Source organism: Thalassospira sp. B30-1, from assembly GCF_015767575.1.
Classification (GTDB): domain Bacteria; phylum Pseudomonadota; class Alphaproteobacteria; order Rhodospirillales; family Thalassospiraceae; genus Thalassospira; species Thalassospira xiamenensis.
This window is the reverse complement of record NZ_CP065232.1, coordinates 3,112,175-3,128,168: the sequence shown is the minus strand read 5'-3', so window position 1 is coordinate 3,128,168 and position 15,994 is coordinate 3,112,175. Positions and strand designations below refer to the sequence as shown.

The following is a 15,994-nucleotide window of genomic DNA, read 5'->3' as shown; positions in this document are numbered from 1 at the left end:
CAGGGCGACAAGAGGAAATAATTCATGCCAAGAGAACCACTTGAGGATAGCGAAGGTTTCGTGACCGAGGTCTGTTGGCGCTATTACGTGAACGGCCAGACACAGGCGGAAGTCGCGCGTGATATGGGGGTAACCCGCCTGCGTGTTAATCAGGCCATTCAGAAAGCAAAGTCGCTGGGGTTGGTGAAAATCCAGATCGAGTCGCCTTTTGTAACCCGGCTTGAAGCACAAAAACGTTTGGAACAGGCAGGTGTTGGCAAAGCGCTGGTCGTGCCGGTAGATCATAACAATTATGACTATCACGCCCCTGTTGGCGCGGCACTTGCCCACTATCTGACGGCGACCCTTAAGACAGAGCCGTGGAAAAGGATCGGAGTTTCCTGGGGGGTAACATTGCAGCGCGCGATGGAGCGTTTGCCGCTTCATTCCCTGCCGGATCTGGAAATTCTTGCCCTGATGGGCGGGACGGCGGCCGGATCATCCTTTAATGCCTTTAGCATTGCTTCGGGCTTTGCCGAGCGGTTTGACGCCAACTATTCACATCTGGTTGCACCGATTTATCTGCCCGATGATGTCGATAAAGACGTCTTCTTAAGCCAGGAAATCTATGCATCCCATATCGAGCGGTGCCTGTCTGCTGATGCAGCCCTGCTGGTCGTGGGGGATGTGTCCGATCTTTCATTTATGGTGAAATATGGTTTGCCAGGGGATCTGACCATGCAGGAATTGCGTGACGCGGGTGCGGTCGGGGATGTTCTGGGCCGTTTTCTTGATGCTGATGGGAACGAGATTGACCATCCGCTAAACGAGCGAACGGTCGGGGTCGACCTGAACGCGCTAGCAGATATTCCCAACAAGATCCTGACGGCGGCCGGCAAACACAAGGTTCCAATCATTCATGCAGCGATCAAGCGCGGGTTGGTGGACACACTTGTTACAGATGATCTGACCGCAGATATTCTGCTGGAACGCATGACTTAATCAGTAACGAGTGCATCGCAAAACGAGAAAAGCAGCGGCAAACAATAAGCCGGCCATGGTGCAAATTGCGTAATCATTATCAGGGAAACGTCGCTTCATGACCGATACATTCAATGGAAAAACAGTCGTGATCACAGGGGCTGGCAAAGGCATCGGTCGTGCCTGCGCCCATCTTCTGGCTGAACGCGGTGCCTCCGTCATCGCCATGGCCAGAACACAAGGTGATCTTGATGCGCTGAGCGCCCAGATCGGGGCGCGCGCGATTCAGGTGGATTTGTCCGACAGTAGGGCGGCACGCAATGCCATGCAGACAGCAGGGACGGCAGATTTTCTGATCAATTGTGCCGGGACCAATGTCCTTGAAAGTGTGCTTGAGATGACCGATGCGGGGTATGAAACCGTGATGGGCATCAACCTGCGGGCGGCTTTGATTTGTGCGCAGGAATTTGCACGTGCCCGGGTGAGAGCAGGTGGTGGTGGGGCGATTGTTAATGTTACATCCATCGCCGGGCATCGCGGGTTTGAGGAGCATATGTGCTATGCCGCCTCCAAGGCCGGACTGGAAGGCGCGACCCGCGTTATGGCGAAGGAGCTTGGACCGTACGGTATTCGGGTCAATGCCATTGCCCCCACTATTACCATGACCGAACTTGCCGCGACGACCTGGTCGGAGCCGGCCAAAGCCGATCCGATGATGGTTCGTCACCCCCAAGGGCGCTTTGCCGAGGTGGATGACGTTGCCCGTTCGATCATCATGTTGTTGAGCGACGATGCGTCCTTCGTCAGTGGGGCTGTCTTGCCTGTGGATGGCGGTTTTCTGGCTGTCTGATCTCAATCATTTTTATCGGAGACGAATTATGGCTCAATCCCTTCAGGGCAAAGTTGCTGTTGTCACTGGCGCTGCCTCGGGCATCGGTCTTGCTACTACGCGCGCGCTTCTTGAAGCTGGCGTACAGGTTGTGATGGTTGACTACAATCAGGATGCCCTTTCTCAGTTGACGACTGAATTGGGGGCGAATGCTATTGCGCAACATACCAATCTGCTTGATGCAGATAGCTGTGCTACGATGGTTCCAGAAATCCTGCAAAAGGTCGACCATATCGACATTCTGCATTGCAATGCAGGTTCCTATATCGGTGGTGACTTGACCGAAACAGACACCGCAACGATTGACCGGATGCTGAACCTGAACGTCAATGCCGTGATGAAGAATGTTCGTGATGTGATCCCGCACATGCAGGAACGCAAAACCGGAGACATCATTGTGACGGCTTCCGTTGCAGGTCATATGCCGATCCAGTGGGAGCCGGTTTACTCCGGATCAAAATGGGCAATCACTTGCTTTGTGCAAACCATGCGTCGCCAGCTAAACAAACACGGCATTCGTGTCGCACAAGTTTCGCCGGGGCCGGTCGTTTCGGCCCTTTTGGCAGACTGGCCTGAAGAGAACCTGCGTAAAGCCAAGGAAAATGGCGCGCTGCTTGATCCGGAGGAAGTATCAGACGCGGTGATTTACATGCTGTCGCGCCCGCGTACGGTGACGATCCGTGACATGATCGTTTTGCCCACCAACTTTGATATCTAACTTTACGGTTTAGGCACAGGCATCTTGAAATTTCTTGATGTGCCTGTGCCAAAGATCAACATTTGCGTTGCGGCTAGGTTGTTAAACTTACCGCCAATTGAAAGACGCTATAGCAGGTTGCTATTTGGCCGCAGATACCACGACTTCGATCAGGGTATTTGCGCCAAGTTCATTGACGCCGATTGTTGCACGAGTTGGCAGAATTTCGCCGGGGAGCCATAGCCAGCCAGCGGTTGCCAAGCTTTTTATTGATTGCAGTCAAAAAAGAAGGCCCCCGCTTTCGCGGGAGCCAGTTCCAGCAGTGCCGGTTCGTGTGTTTCTGGATTAATCGTTATCGTGATGATCCGCGGTGCCGACTTGACCGTCTTCGCTGACTTTGATCCATGTGCTGCCGAGGTGGTTGCGCATCAGGTCATTCAGTTTGGCGGCATCACGACTTTCAATGGCTTTCAGAATTTCCTCATGCTCGCTAATCGCGGTTGGCCATTTTGTATTGCGCATGTTGGATCGATAACGGATGCGATAAAGTCGCGCATTCATGCGTTCATGGGTTTCAATCAGCAATGGATTTCCCGATGCCATTACAAGGGCGCGGTGAATCCGCTGGTTGAGTTTGAAATAGGCGAGGCGGTCCTTGCGGGCAAAGGCGGCAAGCATTTCGTAATGCAGGGCACGGATTTCGTCGATTTCTTCGTCGGTCGCGCGTTTGCAGGCCAGTTCCCCGGCAAGACCTTCGATCCCGCCAAGAAATTCAAGCATGTGCTTGACGTCTTCGGGGCTTGGATTTGCCGCAATCGCACCGCGTGAAGGCAGAAGTTCGACAAGGCCGTCAACGGCCAGAATCCGCAAGGCTTCGCGCAGGGGGGTGCGTGATATATTAAGCTGTTGAGCCAATGTGCGTTCGCGGATCGGTTTGCCCGGCGGAATGATGTCTTGCACGATCATGTCGCGCAGGACATTTGCTGCCTGTTGGGCCAGCGGCAGGTCGCTGTTCTCCGAGATGGTTGCGAGTGGTGCATCGACAGTCGGCTCGTAGGTGTCGAGGTCGGATTCTGATCCGGCGTTTAGCGTGATGTTACTCAAACCATTCTTCCCTGCGTATCGTCATTGCGCAAACTATAGGATGCGTAATGAATAAGAGCAAGGCAAAAATGGTATACCAAAAAATATGGTATACCATTTGGGGTTGGAGGAGGGTGGATCTTGTCAGTGATGATTAATCCTAAGTTTTTGTTTTTTTATCAAATTTTATGATTTTCTGTCAATGAAGGCGGACCTAAGGTGATTTTTTGTTGACTCTCGGTATCTTCAATATGGTATACCAAAATCAAGCACGGCAAAGATCGTGCGTTCCCAGCTACCGGTGAACAGCGAAATAGATATAAATCGGGAGGAATACATGACCCACACAGGTCGTATCCGTAAATTTGTCGCTGCCGTAACATTTGGCAGCATCACGTCCATGTCCGCACTCGCAACTGCAAATGCTGCAGACGAGATCGTATTTGCCATCAGTGCCGAGCATGGTTCGCTTCAGGCGAATACTGCGGCTGAGTTTACCCGTCTTGCCAATGAGCGACTTGGTGACAAGGCAACGGTGAAGCTTTTTGACTCTGCCCAGCTGGGCAAGGACAAAGAGCTGATGCAGCGCCTGAAGCTTGGGACGGTGCAGATTACTTTGCCGTCATCGACCATGCCGACCATTGCAGACAAATTTGCCCTTTTTGATTTGCCGTTCCTTGTGAAGGATCGTGATCAATTGGCAAAAATCGAAGAGTCTGTTTTCTGGCCGACCGTCGCCCCGCAGGCTGAAGAGGCCGGTTACAAAATCCTTGCTCTTTGGGAGAACGGTTTCCGTCAGATCACCAACAATGCGCGTCCGATCAATGTTCCGGCCGATCTTGATGGTATCAAGTTACGCACGCCGCAATCTGAATGGCGGGTTGCCATGTTCTCGAATTATGGTGCGAACCCGACGCCGATGGCCTTTTCCGAAGTCTTTGTCGGTCTTCAGACCGGTGTCATTGATGGTCAGGAAAATCCGCTGACCAACATCGAGGCTGCCAAGCTTAACGAAGTGCAGAAATACCTGACGCTTTCGGGGCATATCTATTCGCCGTCTTATCCGACCATGTCGGTTACGGTCTATAATGACCTTGATCCGGAAGTTCGCGACATTCTGGTCAATACCGCGCGCGAAGTGGCCCTTTGGTCGCGTGATGCCGGTGCGAAGGCTGACAAGGCGCTGCTTGATGAGCTGACGGCAGGCGGTATGGAAGTCAATACGGCTGATCGTGCCGCCTTTGTTGAAGCTTCCAAGCCGATCTATGACAAGTTCGCATCCGAAATTGATGGCGGCAAGGCACTGGTTGATGCCGCCCTTGCGACTGCAGACTAAATCGGGCGGGGGCAACCATCCGTCCGGTTGCCCCGCATTTTCTTCCTTCGTTTTCCTTAGGAGAGAACGCGATGCAGTTCGCAGCAGTTCTGTTCCGGCGTACACTGGAAGTCTTTACCATGACATTGATCACGTTTCTGGCGTTGATCGTGATCCTGGCAGTGATCTTCCGCTATAGCGGTTATTCCCTGGTCTGGTATGACGAAGTGGCTTCGGTGATGCTGGCCTGGATTACCTATTACGGTGCCGCTCTTGCCGCTGTGCGCCGATCCCACCTCAGTTTCTCGGGTGTTCTTCTTGCCCTGCCTCTGACCCTGCGCAAGATCGTCTTTCTGATGGGCGAGGCCATCGTCATTGCGATGTTTGCTGCAATGGCGTGGGCTGGCTGGTTTGTTCTTCAGATCATGGGGGGCGAAACCCTGATTTCGTTGCCCTGGGTTGGCTTGCAATTCACTCAATCGGTCATTCCGGTCGGCTGTGCGCTGTTCGTGATTGGTCAATTACTGAGTTTGCCGGAAGCATGGCAGCGCATGGTGACGGCACTTGATGTCGAAACCGAAGAAATGAACCACGAAATTGCCAAGGCGCAGAAAAGCGATGCGCCGTTCAATGAAAGGGCAGCATGATGGCCGTTTCAGTCATTCTTCCTTTGATGTTTTTCCTGGTCTTTATGGGGGTTCCGATTGCGGTATCCATCGGTGCGGCTGCACTGGTGGGGGTTTATTCCCTGCATGGAGTTCCGGGTTTTTACAATGCCGCACTTGCCCTGTTTGACGGTGCGACCAGCTTTCCCCTGATTGCGATCCCGCTATTCATTCTGGCGGGCGCATTGATGAACACCTCATCGATTTCGCGTCGGCTGATCGACTTCGTTTCGGCCCTGATCGGGTTCATGCGCGGCGGTCTGGCGATGGTCAATATCGGGGTGTCGTTATTCTTTGCCGAAATTTCGGGTTCTGCGGTGGCGGATGTTGCCGCGACCGGTTCGGTCCTGATCCCTGGCATGAAGCGCAAGGGATATAAAGGCACCTTTGCGGCTGCGATAACGTCGTCTTCGGCATCCCTTGCGATCATTATCCCGCCGTCAATTCCCATGATCCTTTATGGGGCGCTTTCGGATACCTCGATTGTGCAACTGTTTGTTGCCGGTGTCGTGCCGGGCCTTCTGGGGGCATTCGGGTTGATGTGTGTCAGCTATTACTTTGCAGTAAAATATGACATTCCGCGTGATGAACGTTTTGATCTGGCGCGCGTTCGCAAAACCTTCCGTGAAGCGGCCTGGGCACTGACCCTGCCATTCATCATTCTGGGCGGTATTTTCGGCGGGTTGGTAACAGCGACCGAAGGAGCTGGCCTGGCGGTGGTTGCCGCGGTTGTTATCGGGGCCTTCATCTATCGGGAACTTGATTTTTCGATGTTCCTTGATGCCCTGCGCGAAGGGATCAACCAGACAGCAACCGTGATGCTGCTGGTCGCGACCTCGGCTGTGCTGGGTCTTTATCTGACCGAGGAAGGTCTGCCGCAGATGCTGGCTGCGGCGATCACCGGATTTACCAATGATCCGTTCGTCGTGCTGATGCTGCTTAATGTGCTTTTGCTTGTTCTTGGCTGCATATTGCACGGTGCTGCTGCGATCATTCTGGTGGTGCCGATTGTCTTGCCGCTGATCCAGCAGGTCGGGATTGATCCCGTGCATTTTGGCATCATTCTTACCCTTAATCTTGCCATTGGTCAGCAGACCCCGCCTGTCGCCAGTGTGCTGGTGACATCCTGTTCGATTGCCAAAACCGATATCTGGGAAACGACCAAGGTTAATGTGCCTTTCATCGGCGTGCTGTTCGCTGTGCTGATGGCGGTCACCTACCTGCCCTTCATTCCCATGACGCTTGTGGAGTTCTTTTATAGATGACTGTTAATGTGAAACCGCGTTTGGCGGTAATCCCCGGCGACGCCAACGGTATTGGTCCGGAATTGCTTCTGCGTCTTCTGTCGCGCAGTGATATTCGCGAGAAGGCGGATGTGGTGGTGATTGGCGACAAATGCCTGATTGAACGCGGCCGCAAGGATTCCGGTCTTGATATTAATCTGGCAGCAGTCAAGGATCTCCCGGCAAGCTGGCCAAAAGATGCCTATCCCTATATCGAAACATCATTTTTCGATCCGGATCAGATCAAACCCGGTGTGGTCGATGCCAAATCCGGTGCAGCAAGTCTGCGCACGCTTGACGTCGCCCTTGACCTTGCACGTGACGAAAAAGTTGATGGCATTTTGTTCATGCCGTTCAACAAGGAAGCCATGATCCGTGGTGGCATGGGCCATGAGGACGAGCTGCATTATATGGCCGAGCATATTGGTCATGATGGTCCGATCTGTGAATTCAACACCATGGAAGGCATGTGGACTAGCCGCGTGACCAGCCATATTGCACTGGCACGTGTCGTGGAAAACATTTCGGTCGACCGGATTGTTGATGCGGTTCGACTGATTACCGATGCTCTTGTCGCCAACGGGATCGATAAGCCACGGGTTGGTGTTGCTGCTCTTAACCCGCATGCGGGCGATGGCGGGAATTTTGGTCGCGAGGAAATCGACATTATCGCGCCAGCGGTAGAGAAGGCCAAAAACCTTGGACTTCCGGCGGATGGGCCATGGCCGGCCGACACCATTTTCCTAAAGGCGCAAGCCGGGGAACTTGATGCGATTGTCACCATGTATCACGACCAGGGGCAGATCGCGATAAAGCTTCTGGGCTTTGATCGTGGTGTGACCGTGCAGGGGGGGCTTCCGATCCCGGTTGCAACGCCTGCGCATGGTACGGCTTACGACATCTCCGGCCTTGGCAAAGCCAATGTCGGGGCGACCTTGGCGGCATTTGAAATTGTCGCAAGAATGGCGGGAAGCCGACGTCAGGCCCGATTGGCCGCCTGACGATCAGTACCTGATTGTTTTTGCCGTCGGACGGGTTGCGTTCTCCCTGCGCACCCGGCCCGAGGCAAGGTTCTAATCATAAATTCTGGTTCGATCCGGAGACCGCCCAGGACATGTGTCTTGTGTGAACGTCACCGCTTTGTTCGAAAGCCCGATTTGCGGGCACTCCATCTGAAAGGATGATTGCGATGAAAATCAAAAGTATCCGCACACGTGTGTTGCGCTGGAGCGGTAAAACCGTCGCCCCGCAGGCCAATTTCTGTACCAATGCATCCGATGCACTTTTTGAGCGCGGCGACAGCATGGGATCCTTCCGGTTCCATGAATGGCTGATCTGTGAAGTTGAAACCGATAACGGTATTGTCGGTATTGGTAACGCGGCACTCGCACCGACGATCACCAAGCAAATCATTGATACCTATCTTGCGCCGCTGGTGATTGGCGAAGACCCGTTCGACAATGAATATCTGTGGCAGAAAATGTATCGCCGTACCCATGCGTGGGGCCGTAAAGGCGTTGGTATGGTGGCAATTTCGGCGATTGATATCGCGATCTGGGACATCATGGGCAAGGCAACCGGCAAACCGGTATTCAAGTTGCTTGGTGGTAGAACCAAGGAGCAGATTCCTGTCTATGCGTCCAAGCTTTATGGTCAGTCGATTGATGCGCTTGCCAAAGAGGCCCAGAGTTATGTCGATCAGGGTTTTGATATGGTCAAGATGCGCTTTGGCTGGGGACCGAAAGATGGTCCCGCAGGGATGCGCAAGAACCTTGATCTGGTCAAAACCGTACGCGAAGTCATCGGTCCGGATCGTGATCTGATGCTGGAGTGTTACATGGGCTGGAACCTTGAATATACCAAGCGCATGTTGCCCAAACTGGCAGAATTCGAGCCGCGTTGGCTTGAAGAACCGGTGATTGCCGATGATCTTGCGGGCTATGCCGAACTGAACAACATGAACATCGTGCCGATTTCCGGCGGTGAGCATGAGTTCACGAATTTCGGATTCAAGACGCTGTTGGATATGAATGCACTTAGTGTCATTCAATATGACACCAACCGTGTTGGCGGTATTACCGCCGCCCAAAAAATCAATGCACTGGCGGAAGCCTATCAGGTGCCGGTCATTCCGCATGCCGGTCAGATGCATAACTATCACCTGACGATGGCGAACCTGAACTGCCCGATATCGGAATTCTTCCCGGTCTTTGATGTCGAGGTCGGAAACGAACTGTTCTACTACGTCTTCAAAGGCGACCCGGTGCCAAAGAACGGTTTCATTGATCTTGATGATGATCTGCCCGGTCTGGGGCTTGAAATCGCCGAGGATGCGCTTGGTGAATTCGAGATCATCGAATAGGGGTCATGATCATGCGTTTGGTTCAATTCATTGCCGAAAACGGCAAGCGCCGGGTTGGCGTTGTTGATGGTGACAAAGTCGCCCCGTTGGCCGGGGTAGACACGGTTCGCGATCTGGCAGCAATTGCCATCGACCGGGGCATGACCATGATCGAAGCGGCGGAATGCCGCTTCGACGAGGCCCGCGAAAGCTATGATGTGATTGCATCTGCAGGGCGGTTGCTGTCGCCGATTGATCATCCCGATCCTGCGCATCTTCTGGTGACGGGAACCGGTTTGACCCATTTGGGATCGGCATCGGCACGGGCAAATATGCATCAGGCCGCCAGTAAGGCCGCAGATGAAACAGACTCAATGAAGATGTTCCGAATGGGGCTTGAGGGTGGAAAGCCGCCTTCGGGGGAAAAGGGAATTCAGCCCGAATGGTTTTACAAAGGCGATGGTTCGATCATTGCGGCACCTGGCGATGATATCCCAAGTCCGTCTTTTGCCCTTGATGGCAGCGAGGAGCCGGAAATTGCCGGGGTCTATATCAATGATCCTGATGGCTTTCCGGTGCGCATCGGTTTTGTGATCGGGAATGAATTTTCCGATCATGTGATGGAGCGGCAGAACTATCTGTATCTTGCTCATTCCAAGCTTCGTGCCTGTGCCATTGGGCCTGAATTATTGCTTGGTGACCTGCCGGGGCATGTCGAAGGGGTTTCACGTGTATATCGTGACGGTGGCATTCTGTGGGAGAAGCCGTTTGTCAGTGGGGAAGAGAACATGTCTCATTCCATCGACAATCTGGAATATCACCATTTCAAATATGATATTTTCCGACGCCCTGGGGACATCCATTTGCATTTCTTTGGAACGGCGACGCTCAGTTTTGCCGATGGCATTCAAACCCGCGACGGGGATGAATTCGAAATCGAGGCAAAGCCTTTCGGGCGCCCGTTGCGCAACCGCCTTGCGGTCCAGCCAGAAGAGCCGGTTAAAGTCCGCGTGATCTGATCAAGCAAACAGGGGAAACTCATGTCCTATAACCTGACAGGAAAACATCTGATTGCCGGCCAGTGGGTGGCGGGCGAGCAGACCTTCCAGTCTGAACCGGCCCATGGTCCGGCCAATACTTTCCCGGTCGGCACCCCAGCCCTGGTCGATCAGGCTGCCAGGGCCGCCGAGGAAGCATTCTGGTCCTATGGCTATTCCACCCGCGAAGAACGGGCGAAGTTCCTGAATAGGATCGCCGATGAAATCGATGCCCGCGGTGCGGAAATCACCGAAATCGGTACCCAGGAAACCGGCCTGCCGGAAGCGCGCCTGAATGGGGAACGTGGCCGTACGTTGGCCAGCTTCGCCTGTTTGCCAGCCATATCCTTGCCGGTGATTATCTTGATCGCCGTCATGACGAAGCGCTTCCGGATCGCGCCCCCCTGCCGCGCCCGGATCTGCGTCTGATGCAGCGCCCGATTGGCCCGGTGGCGGTGTTTGGTGCGTCGAACTTCCCGCTGGCATTCTCGGTCGCTGGTGGCGATACCGCCGCCGCCCTTGCAGCTGGTTGCCCGGTCGTGGTCAAGGGCCATTCGGCCCATCCGGGTACCGGCGAGATTGTTGCGCAGGCGATTGATGTTGTGGTCAAGGCATGTGGCATTCATCCCGGTGTGTTCAGCCTGATCCAGGGTGGCAAGCGCGATGTCGGCCAGAGCCTGGTGCAGCATCCGCTGATCAAGGCGGTCGGCTTTACCGGGTCGTTGGACGGTGGTCGTGCGTTGTTCGATCTGTGCGCGCAGCGTCCGGAGCCAATCCCGTTCTTTGGCGAGTTGGGCTCGGTCAATCCGATGTTCCTGCTGCCGAACGCCATGAGTGCGCGCACCGAAGAACTCGCCAGGGGCTGGGTCGGGTCGCTGACCATGGGGGCAGGGCAGTTCTGCACCAATCCGGGGATTGCGGTTGTTCTGGATGGGCCGGATGCCGATGCGTTTGTCACAACCGCCAAAGCGGGCCTTGGCGATGTGGCGGCGCAAACCATGCTGACCGATGGCATGGCCGATGCGTATCGCAGTGGGGCGAAACGTATTGCTGCGACATCGGGCGTCAAGGAAGTCCTGACCACGTCATGTGATCTTCGCAATGCGACGCCGTATCTGTTTGAGACCACCGGTGAAAACTGGCTGGCCAATCATGTGCTGGGCGAGGAAGTGTTTGGGCCGCTTGGTTCTGATCGTCCGGGTGAAGGACATTGCCGAAATGCAGGCGATTGCCAGGGCGCTTGAAGGTCAGCTGACCTGCACGATCCATATGGATGGCGGGGATGCGGCGGATGCGCGTTCGTTGCTGCCGATCCTTGAACGCAAGGCGGGGCGTATTCTGGCCAATGGTTTCCCGACCGGGGTCGAGGTTTGCGACACCATGGTGCATGGCGGGCCATACCCGGCATCGACCAATTTCGGTGCGACGTCGGTTGGTACCATGTCGATCCGTCGCTTCCTGCGTCCGGTCTGCTATCAGAACATCCCGGCGGATGTCCTGCCGGTGGATATCGCCTGATCTGAGCTTTCATCCCGGGCCGTGAAATGGTTTTTGTTTTCGCAGAAATCGGCTTTCACGGTTCGGGTGCCCTTTTTTCCGCGCTTGGTCTTACACTTGATTTTTCTTGGGATTGTCAGTGTCGTGACTTTGCATCAGGGAGGGGCATCAGGAAGCATCATTTGGGAATTTTCCGGATTCTGCGAGATGACGCAGGATTTCCTTCCATTGATTTAGCATTCTTTTGGCAACATCCGGCTCATTGTCGAAGCTCTTATGGACCGCAAGCCCACGTAGCATGCAGAGATTGATCTGGATGAAGGTGCGCGTGCGTTCACAATCCTGAGAAACGCCGAGTATTTCAGCAATGATATTGTCGCGCTTGGTTGTCCATCGCGCCATGGTGTTGCGCAGGTCGCGGCCTAAATCATCGTCAAGGCGAGCTGCCAGCATCAGTTCGAGTGCCGCCATGTATTTGTCGGGTTCGAACAGTTTTTCCCACAGAACGTCGATAAGTTCGTCGGTTTTCATGCTCGGGCGGTTTTGGGCGTCATCAAAAGGCCAGTCGTTTTCCCATGAACGCATCAGATAATCAAAGGCCGCAACAATCAGCTCGTTGCGGGTGGGGAACTGATGGGTTAGCGCCCCGCGAGATACCTTTGCCCGAGTGGCAATTTCCTGAGTCGAGATTCGCTCGTACCCGATCTCGATGAGAGCCTGGAGGGTCGCTTGGCATACGCGTTTTCGCGTATCACTTGATCGTTCTGCCTGTGTGCGACGTTTCCGGGGCGAACTTTTTTTTTCTGTCGCGTCAGAGAGCTCTGATGCCTGATTTTTCAATGCCATAAGGCGTAACGCTCCTGCTTTCGTTGTTGCGTCATAACTTATTTCAACCGGGTTTGATCCCACAAGTCCATTTATAAATATTGACATTTACAAGCAGACTAGTCTGTATGTTTTTATCAAGAACAAAGCCGAACGGACTTAATCCGGCAATCGGTAGCAAGACACGTCAGACCAGAGTGGCCGTCACGATCTGAACATGGAGACCTAGATGCTTGGTAAAAAATTGATCCTTCCGGCAATTGCCGCTGTTTTTGCAGCAGGTGGCGCTTTCACCGCACATGCGGAAACCAGCTTCATTGCCAACTCGTTTTATGATGCAGAACATCCACTCAGCAAATTCGGCTATGTCGAATGGGCGGAAAAGGTTCGCGAGATTTCGGGCGGCGATCTGTCACCTGAAGTTTATACCGGATCTGTTCTTTTGGCGCCGCGCGCAAGCCTTCAGGGGGCGCGCGATAATATTGCCAATGTCGCGAACATCGCGGCGGTCTATACGCCTTCAGAGCTGCCTGTGGCAAATGCCATTCAGGAACTTGGTTTTAACTATTCTGATCCGTTGACAGCGATCTTTGCCGCTGCAGATTTCAGCATGCACAACGCAGTTCAGCTTAAGGAATGGGCTGATAATGGCATTGTTTATCTTGGTGCCTATGCAACGCCCCCTTATATCCTTTTTTGCAGCAAGCCGGTTCGCACCCTTGAAGACATAAAGGGCAAGCGTATCCGCACTGCCGGATCGAGTGTCTCAAAATGGGTCGAGGAAGTTGGGGGGATTCCCGTAAACGTTCCATCAAGTGAAATGTATACCGGCCTTGAACGGGGGACACTTGATTGCGCAAGTAATGCCGCCAATGACCTGATTGACCGCTCTCTGTGGGAAGTTGCACCTTATACCACCGAACTGCCGACCGGGATGTATTGGACTGGTCCAGAATGGGGCTTTAACGCCGGTTTCTGGGCAGATCTGACCTCAGCACAACGCAAGCAGCTTATGGATGCAACGGCTTATAGCATGGCAAACATGGCCGTGAATTACATTGCGCGCTCGGAAGCGGCACTTGAAGAGGCAAAAGCGAAGGGCAATGAAGTCAGTCAGCCGTCCCCAGAGCTGATGGCGTCGGTCGAAGAATTCCGCGAGAAAGTGTTGGGCGAGATTTATACGATTGCCGAACAAAAATATGGTGTCGCTGACGGCGCGGATCTGATCGACGATTTCCGGTTCACCTATGCAAAATGGGAGGGACTGCTGGAACATGCAGATCGCAGTAATGTCGATGCCCTCGCGGCGATCGCTGCCAAGGAAATCTATGGCGATCTCGATCCAGCTTCCTACGGCATAAAATAGGCCCATTTGCCCGATCCATCAGGATGCGGCATTTGCCTTTGGCCGACGCTCTTTGCACCTGGCACTACGACAGTGTGTCCCTTGTCTCCCGGAGCGTCGGCCAAGCCTGAAATGTAATTCCGGCACGAAGCGGAGCGGTATTCATGTCCTTTAATCCTGATCAAGATATTTCAGGTTCTGGCGCAGTTCAGTCCAACTTTCTTTACCGGGCTGTATCTTGGCTTAACACCGCATTTCTTGTGGTGTCTGCAGTGTTTGTCGTTCTCATGATGATTCATGTGACCGCCGACGTTTTGCTTCGGACAATTTCGGATTACGGCATAACCGGAACACTCGAAGTCGTTTCCTACTATTACATGGTCTGCGCGATCTTTCTTGCGTTCGGATATGTCGAGCTTCAAAACCAGCACATCCGTGTCGACTTGTTTGTTCAGCAAATGCCAAGGTCTGCGCAGGTCTTTCTTTATGTTCTGGCTTGTTTGGCGGGGCTTGCATTTTTTGGACTTCTTGCCTGGCAGAGCACGCTTGATGCCATTCGCGCGACCAAGTCCTCGGAAACCATCATGTCCAACTTTCTCTTTTACGTCTGGCCGAGCCGATGGGCGCTGCCAATCGGTTTTGTCGGATGTGTTTTGGCGGTGCTGTGCAATCTGATGAAGTCCTTAACCCGCTGGCGCGCGTTGTAAGAGGGAAGTAATGAGTAATCTTGATATCGGTATCATTGGGACCCTTATTGCGCTCGCGATGATTGCTTTGCGTGTGCCAATCGGGATCAGTCTTGGTCTTGTCTCGATCGGCGGTATCGCGGCGATGTTTAATGTGAACGTCGCCTTGGGTATGATTTCTGCAACGCCGTTCGAATATGTCGGTCAGTGGGAATTGACGGCGGCGCCGATGTTTCTGCTTATGGGGTTTATTTGCTCCTCAACCAACATGACCAAAGGGTTGTTTGAAGCGCTGCGGCTGTATCTGGCAAAGTTGCCCGGTGGGCTTGCGATTGCAAGTGTCGGGGCATGTGCCTTCTTTGCGGCGGCCGCGGGGTCAAGTGTCGCGACGGCATCTGCGATGTCACGCATCGCAGTACCGGAAATGCTGCGGAACAATTATGACAAGGGGCTTGCAACCGGTACGATTGCAGCATCCGGAACGCTGGGGTCTCTTATCCCGCCAAGTGTCCTTTTGATCCTTTATGGCGTTTATGCAAAGGTTTCCGTCGGTCAGCTGTTCATGGCCGGGTTCATTCCGGGGGTGCTTTCGGCCCTTGTCTACATGGGCATGATCATGGCGCGGGTGAAGCTCAAGCCATCTCTTGCCGGTAGTGTTGTCATAAACCCGACGAAAGAAGAAAAACGCGCTGCCCTGAAAACGATTTGGCCGCTGCCTGTTCTTATTTTCTCGGTGCTTGGGGGAATATTTTCCGGCGTATTTTCGCCGACCGAGGCCGGTGCAATCGGGGCGTCGGTCGCGGCTGTCATTGCGGCCGTTCGCGGAACATTGACGTGGCACGCGATCAAGAATTCCCTACGCGATACCATTGTTGCCGCAACGGGCATTTTTGTCATTCTTATCGGGTCTGTGTTCTTTACGCGCTTTCTTGCATTAAGTGGACTTCCGGCCGCTTTCTCGGACTCGATCCTCAGTGTCAGTTCTGAACCGTGGTGGATATTCCTTGCCGTGACAGTCATCTATGTCGTGCTTGGGATGCTGATTGACTCTATTGGGCTTCTGCTGCTGACCCTGCCGTTGATTTTACCGCTGGTAAGCAGTGCCGGACTGGACCCGATTTGGTTTGGGATCATCCTGATCAAGCTTCTGGAGATCGGGTTGGTAACTCCGCCAGTTGGCTTGAACGTTTATATGATCAAAGGTGCTTTGGGGAACCTTGTAACGTTGCCCGAGGTATTCCGGGGTGTCGGATGGTTTATCGCCATGGATTTCCTTACCCTTTTGATCCTGATGTTGTTCCCGATCTTGTCTCTCTGGTTGCCGACTTTGGCGTATCGATGAACTGGGAGATGGAAATATTTTAGAGATTG

The 15,994-nt window shown here is 53.7% G+C and carries 17 protein-coding genes; 15 read left to right on the top strand and 2 right to left on the bottom strand.

What is annotated here, in order from left to right; genetic code table 11:
• Positions 1-24: 24 nt before the first annotated feature.
• From IT971_RS14765 to IT971_RS14755, 3 genes are all read left to right on the top strand, one after another.
• A complete protein-coding gene (locus tag IT971_RS14765; RefSeq protein WP_063096080.1) occupies positions 25-981 on the top strand; it encodes a sugar-binding transcriptional regulator in 957 nt (318 codons plus the stop codon).
• A gap of 97 nt (positions 982-1,078) precedes the next feature.
• On the top strand, positions 1,079-1,810 hold the full coding sequence (locus IT971_RS14760; protein WP_063096082.1) for an SDR family oxidoreductase: 732 nt from the start codon (positions 1,079-1,081) through the stop codon (positions 1,808-1,810).
• A gap of 28 nt (positions 1,811-1,838) precedes the next feature.
• Complete coding sequence (locus IT971_RS14755) at positions 1,839-2,567, top strand: SDR family oxidoreductase (RefSeq protein WP_063096084.1); 729 nt, start codon at positions 1,839-1,841, stop codon at positions 2,565-2,567.
• 324 nt (positions 2,568-2,891) lie between these two features.
• Here the strand turns inward: IT971_RS14755 and IT971_RS14750 are convergent, their stop codons facing one another.
• Positions 2,892-3,650, bottom strand: coding sequence for a GntR family transcriptional regulator (locus tag IT971_RS14750; protein ID WP_196871073.1), 759 nt, complete (start codon positions 3,648-3,650; stop codon positions 2,892-2,894).
• A gap of 316 nt (positions 3,651-3,966) precedes the next feature.
• Here IT971_RS14750 and IT971_RS14745 point away from each other — a divergent pair, with 316 nt between their 5' ends.
• The 9 genes from IT971_RS14745 to IT971_RS22440 all read left to right on the top strand — a co-directional run bounded on the left by IT971_RS14745 (position 3,967) and on the right by IT971_RS22440 (position 11,788).
• Entirely contained in the window at positions 3,967-4,965 is a 999-nt protein-coding gene (locus IT971_RS14745) for a TRAP transporter substrate-binding protein (protein WP_082822601.1), read from the top strand.
• A gap of 71 nt (positions 4,966-5,036) precedes the next feature.
• The gene (locus IT971_RS14740) at positions 5,037-5,591 is read left to right on the top strand and encodes a TRAP transporter small permease (RefSeq protein WP_063096086.1); all 555 of its coding nucleotides are present in this window, start codon (positions 5,037-5,039) and stop codon (positions 5,589-5,591) included.
• Positions 5,588-6,874 (top strand): TRAP transporter large permease, encoded by a 1,287-nt coding sequence (locus tag IT971_RS14735; RefSeq protein ID WP_223305179.1) that lies wholly within the window; start codon positions 5,588-5,590, stop codon positions 6,872-6,874. Before IT971_RS14740 ends, IT971_RS14735 begins: the two co-directional genes overlap by 4 nt.
• Complete coding sequence (locus IT971_RS14730; protein WP_063096088.1) at positions 6,871-7,893, top strand: 4-hydroxythreonine-4-phosphate dehydrogenase PdxA; 1,023 nt, start codon at positions 6,871-6,873, stop codon at positions 7,891-7,893. The genes IT971_RS14735 and IT971_RS14730 overlap by 4 nt, the downstream gene beginning before the upstream one ends.
• A 188-nt stretch (positions 7,894-8,081) precedes the next feature.
• Entirely contained in the window at positions 8,082-9,254 is a 1,173-nt protein-coding gene (locus IT971_RS14725) for an L-rhamnonate dehydratase (protein WP_063096090.1), read from the top strand.
• Between the two features lie 11 nt (positions 9,255-9,265).
• Complete coding sequence (gene araD1, locus IT971_RS14720) at positions 9,266-10,252, top strand: AraD1 family protein (protein WP_037991667.1); 987 nt, start codon at positions 9,266-9,268, stop codon at positions 10,250-10,252.
• Between the two features lie 21 nt (positions 10,253-10,273).
• On the top strand, positions 10,274-10,699 hold the full coding sequence (locus IT971_RS22450) for an aldehyde dehydrogenase family protein (protein WP_252724157.1): 426 nt from the start codon (positions 10,274-10,276) through the stop codon (positions 10,697-10,699).
• On the top strand, positions 10,600-11,514 hold the full coding sequence (locus IT971_RS22445; RefSeq protein WP_371734415.1) for an aldehyde dehydrogenase family protein: 915 nt from the start codon (positions 10,600-10,602) through the stop codon (positions 11,512-11,514). The genes IT971_RS22450 and IT971_RS22445 overlap by 100 nt, the downstream gene beginning before the upstream one ends.
• Positions 11,489-11,788 (top strand): hypothetical protein, encoded by a 300-nt coding sequence (locus IT971_RS22440; RefSeq protein ID WP_252724156.1) that lies wholly within the window; start codon positions 11,489-11,491, stop codon positions 11,786-11,788. Before IT971_RS22445 ends, IT971_RS22440 begins: the two co-directional genes overlap by 26 nt.
• Before the next feature lie 147 nt (positions 11,789-11,935).
• Here IT971_RS22440 and IT971_RS14710 read toward each other — a convergent pair whose 3' ends face one another.
• Positions 11,936-12,613, bottom strand: coding sequence for a TetR/AcrR family transcriptional regulator (locus tag IT971_RS14710; protein ID WP_051682366.1), 678 nt, complete (start codon positions 12,611-12,613; stop codon positions 11,936-11,938).
• A gap of 208 nt (positions 12,614-12,821) precedes the next feature.
• On the opposite strand from IT971_RS14710, the gene IT971_RS14705 reads away from it, so the two are divergent.
• From IT971_RS14705 to IT971_RS14695, 3 genes are all read left to right on the top strand, one after another.
• The gene (locus IT971_RS14705; RefSeq protein ID WP_063093972.1) at positions 12,822-13,958 is read left to right on the top strand and encodes a C4-dicarboxylate TRAP transporter substrate-binding protein; all 1,137 of its coding nucleotides are present in this window, start codon (positions 12,822-12,824) and stop codon (positions 13,956-13,958) included.
• A gap of 278 nt (positions 13,959-14,236) precedes the next feature.
• Positions 14,237-14,644 carry a TRAP transporter small permease gene (locus IT971_RS14700; RefSeq protein ID WP_196871072.1) on the top strand — a complete coding sequence of 136 codons (408 nt, stop codon included), beginning with the start codon at positions 14,237-14,239 and terminating at the stop codon, positions 14,642-14,644.
• Positions 14,645-14,654: 10 nt separating this feature from the next.
• Positions 14,655-15,965 carry a TRAP transporter large permease gene (locus IT971_RS14695; RefSeq protein WP_037991773.1) on the top strand — a complete coding sequence of 437 codons (1,311 nt, stop codon included), beginning with the start codon at positions 14,655-14,657 and terminating at the stop codon, positions 15,963-15,965.
• The last annotated feature ends 29 nt before the right edge of the window (positions 15,966-15,994 follow it).

Bases quoted from the DNA above. Each gene is read 5' to 3' on its own strand.
- IT971_RS14740 (WP_063096086.1), top strand. From the start codon at position 5,037: ATGCAGTTCGCAGCAGTTCTGTTCCGGCGTACACTGGAAGTCTTTACC.
- IT971_RS14755 (WP_063096084.1), top strand. From the start codon at position 1,839: ATGGCTCAATCCCTTCAGGGCAAAGTTGCTGTTGTCACTGGCGCTGCC.
- araD1 (WP_037991667.1), top strand. From the start codon at position 9,266: ATGCGTTTGGTTCAATTCATTGCCGAAAACGGCAAGCGCCGGGTTGGC.
- IT971_RS14710 (WP_051682366.1), bottom strand. From the start codon at position 12,613: ATGGCATTGAAAAATCAGGCATCAGAGCTCTCTGACGCGACAGAAAAA.
- IT971_RS14705 (WP_063093972.1), top strand. From the start codon at position 12,822: ATGCTTGGTAAAAAATTGATCCTTCCGGCAATTGCCGCTGTTTTTGCA.
- IT971_RS22450 (WP_252724157.1), top strand. From the start codon at position 10,274: ATGTCCTATAACCTGACAGGAAAACATCTGATTGCCGGCCAGTGGGTG.
- IT971_RS14765 (WP_063096080.1), top strand. From the start codon at position 25: ATGCCAAGAGAACCACTTGAGGATAGCGAAGGTTTCGTGACCGAGGTC.
- IT971_RS14725 (WP_063096090.1), top strand. From the start codon at position 8,082: ATGAAAATCAAAAGTATCCGCACACGTGTGTTGCGCTGGAGCGGTAAA.
- IT971_RS14695 (WP_037991773.1), top strand. From the start codon at position 14,655: ATGAGTAATCTTGATATCGGTATCATTGGGACCCTTATTGCGCTCGCG.
- IT971_RS14745 (WP_082822601.1), top strand. From the start codon at position 3,967: ATGACCCACACAGGTCGTATCCGTAAATTTGTCGCTGCCGTAACATTT.
- IT971_RS22440 (WP_252724156.1), top strand. From the start codon at position 11,489: ATGCAGGCGATTGCCAGGGCGCTTGAAGGTCAGCTGACCTGCACGATC.
- IT971_RS14730 (WP_063096088.1), top strand. From the start codon at position 6,871: ATGACTGTTAATGTGAAACCGCGTTTGGCGGTAATCCCCGGCGACGCC.
- IT971_RS14760 (WP_063096082.1), top strand. From the start codon at position 1,079: ATGACCGATACATTCAATGGAAAAACAGTCGTGATCACAGGGGCTGGC.
- IT971_RS14735 (WP_223305179.1), top strand. From the start codon at position 5,588: ATGATGGCCGTTTCAGTCATTCTTCCTTTGATGTTTTTCCTGGTCTTT.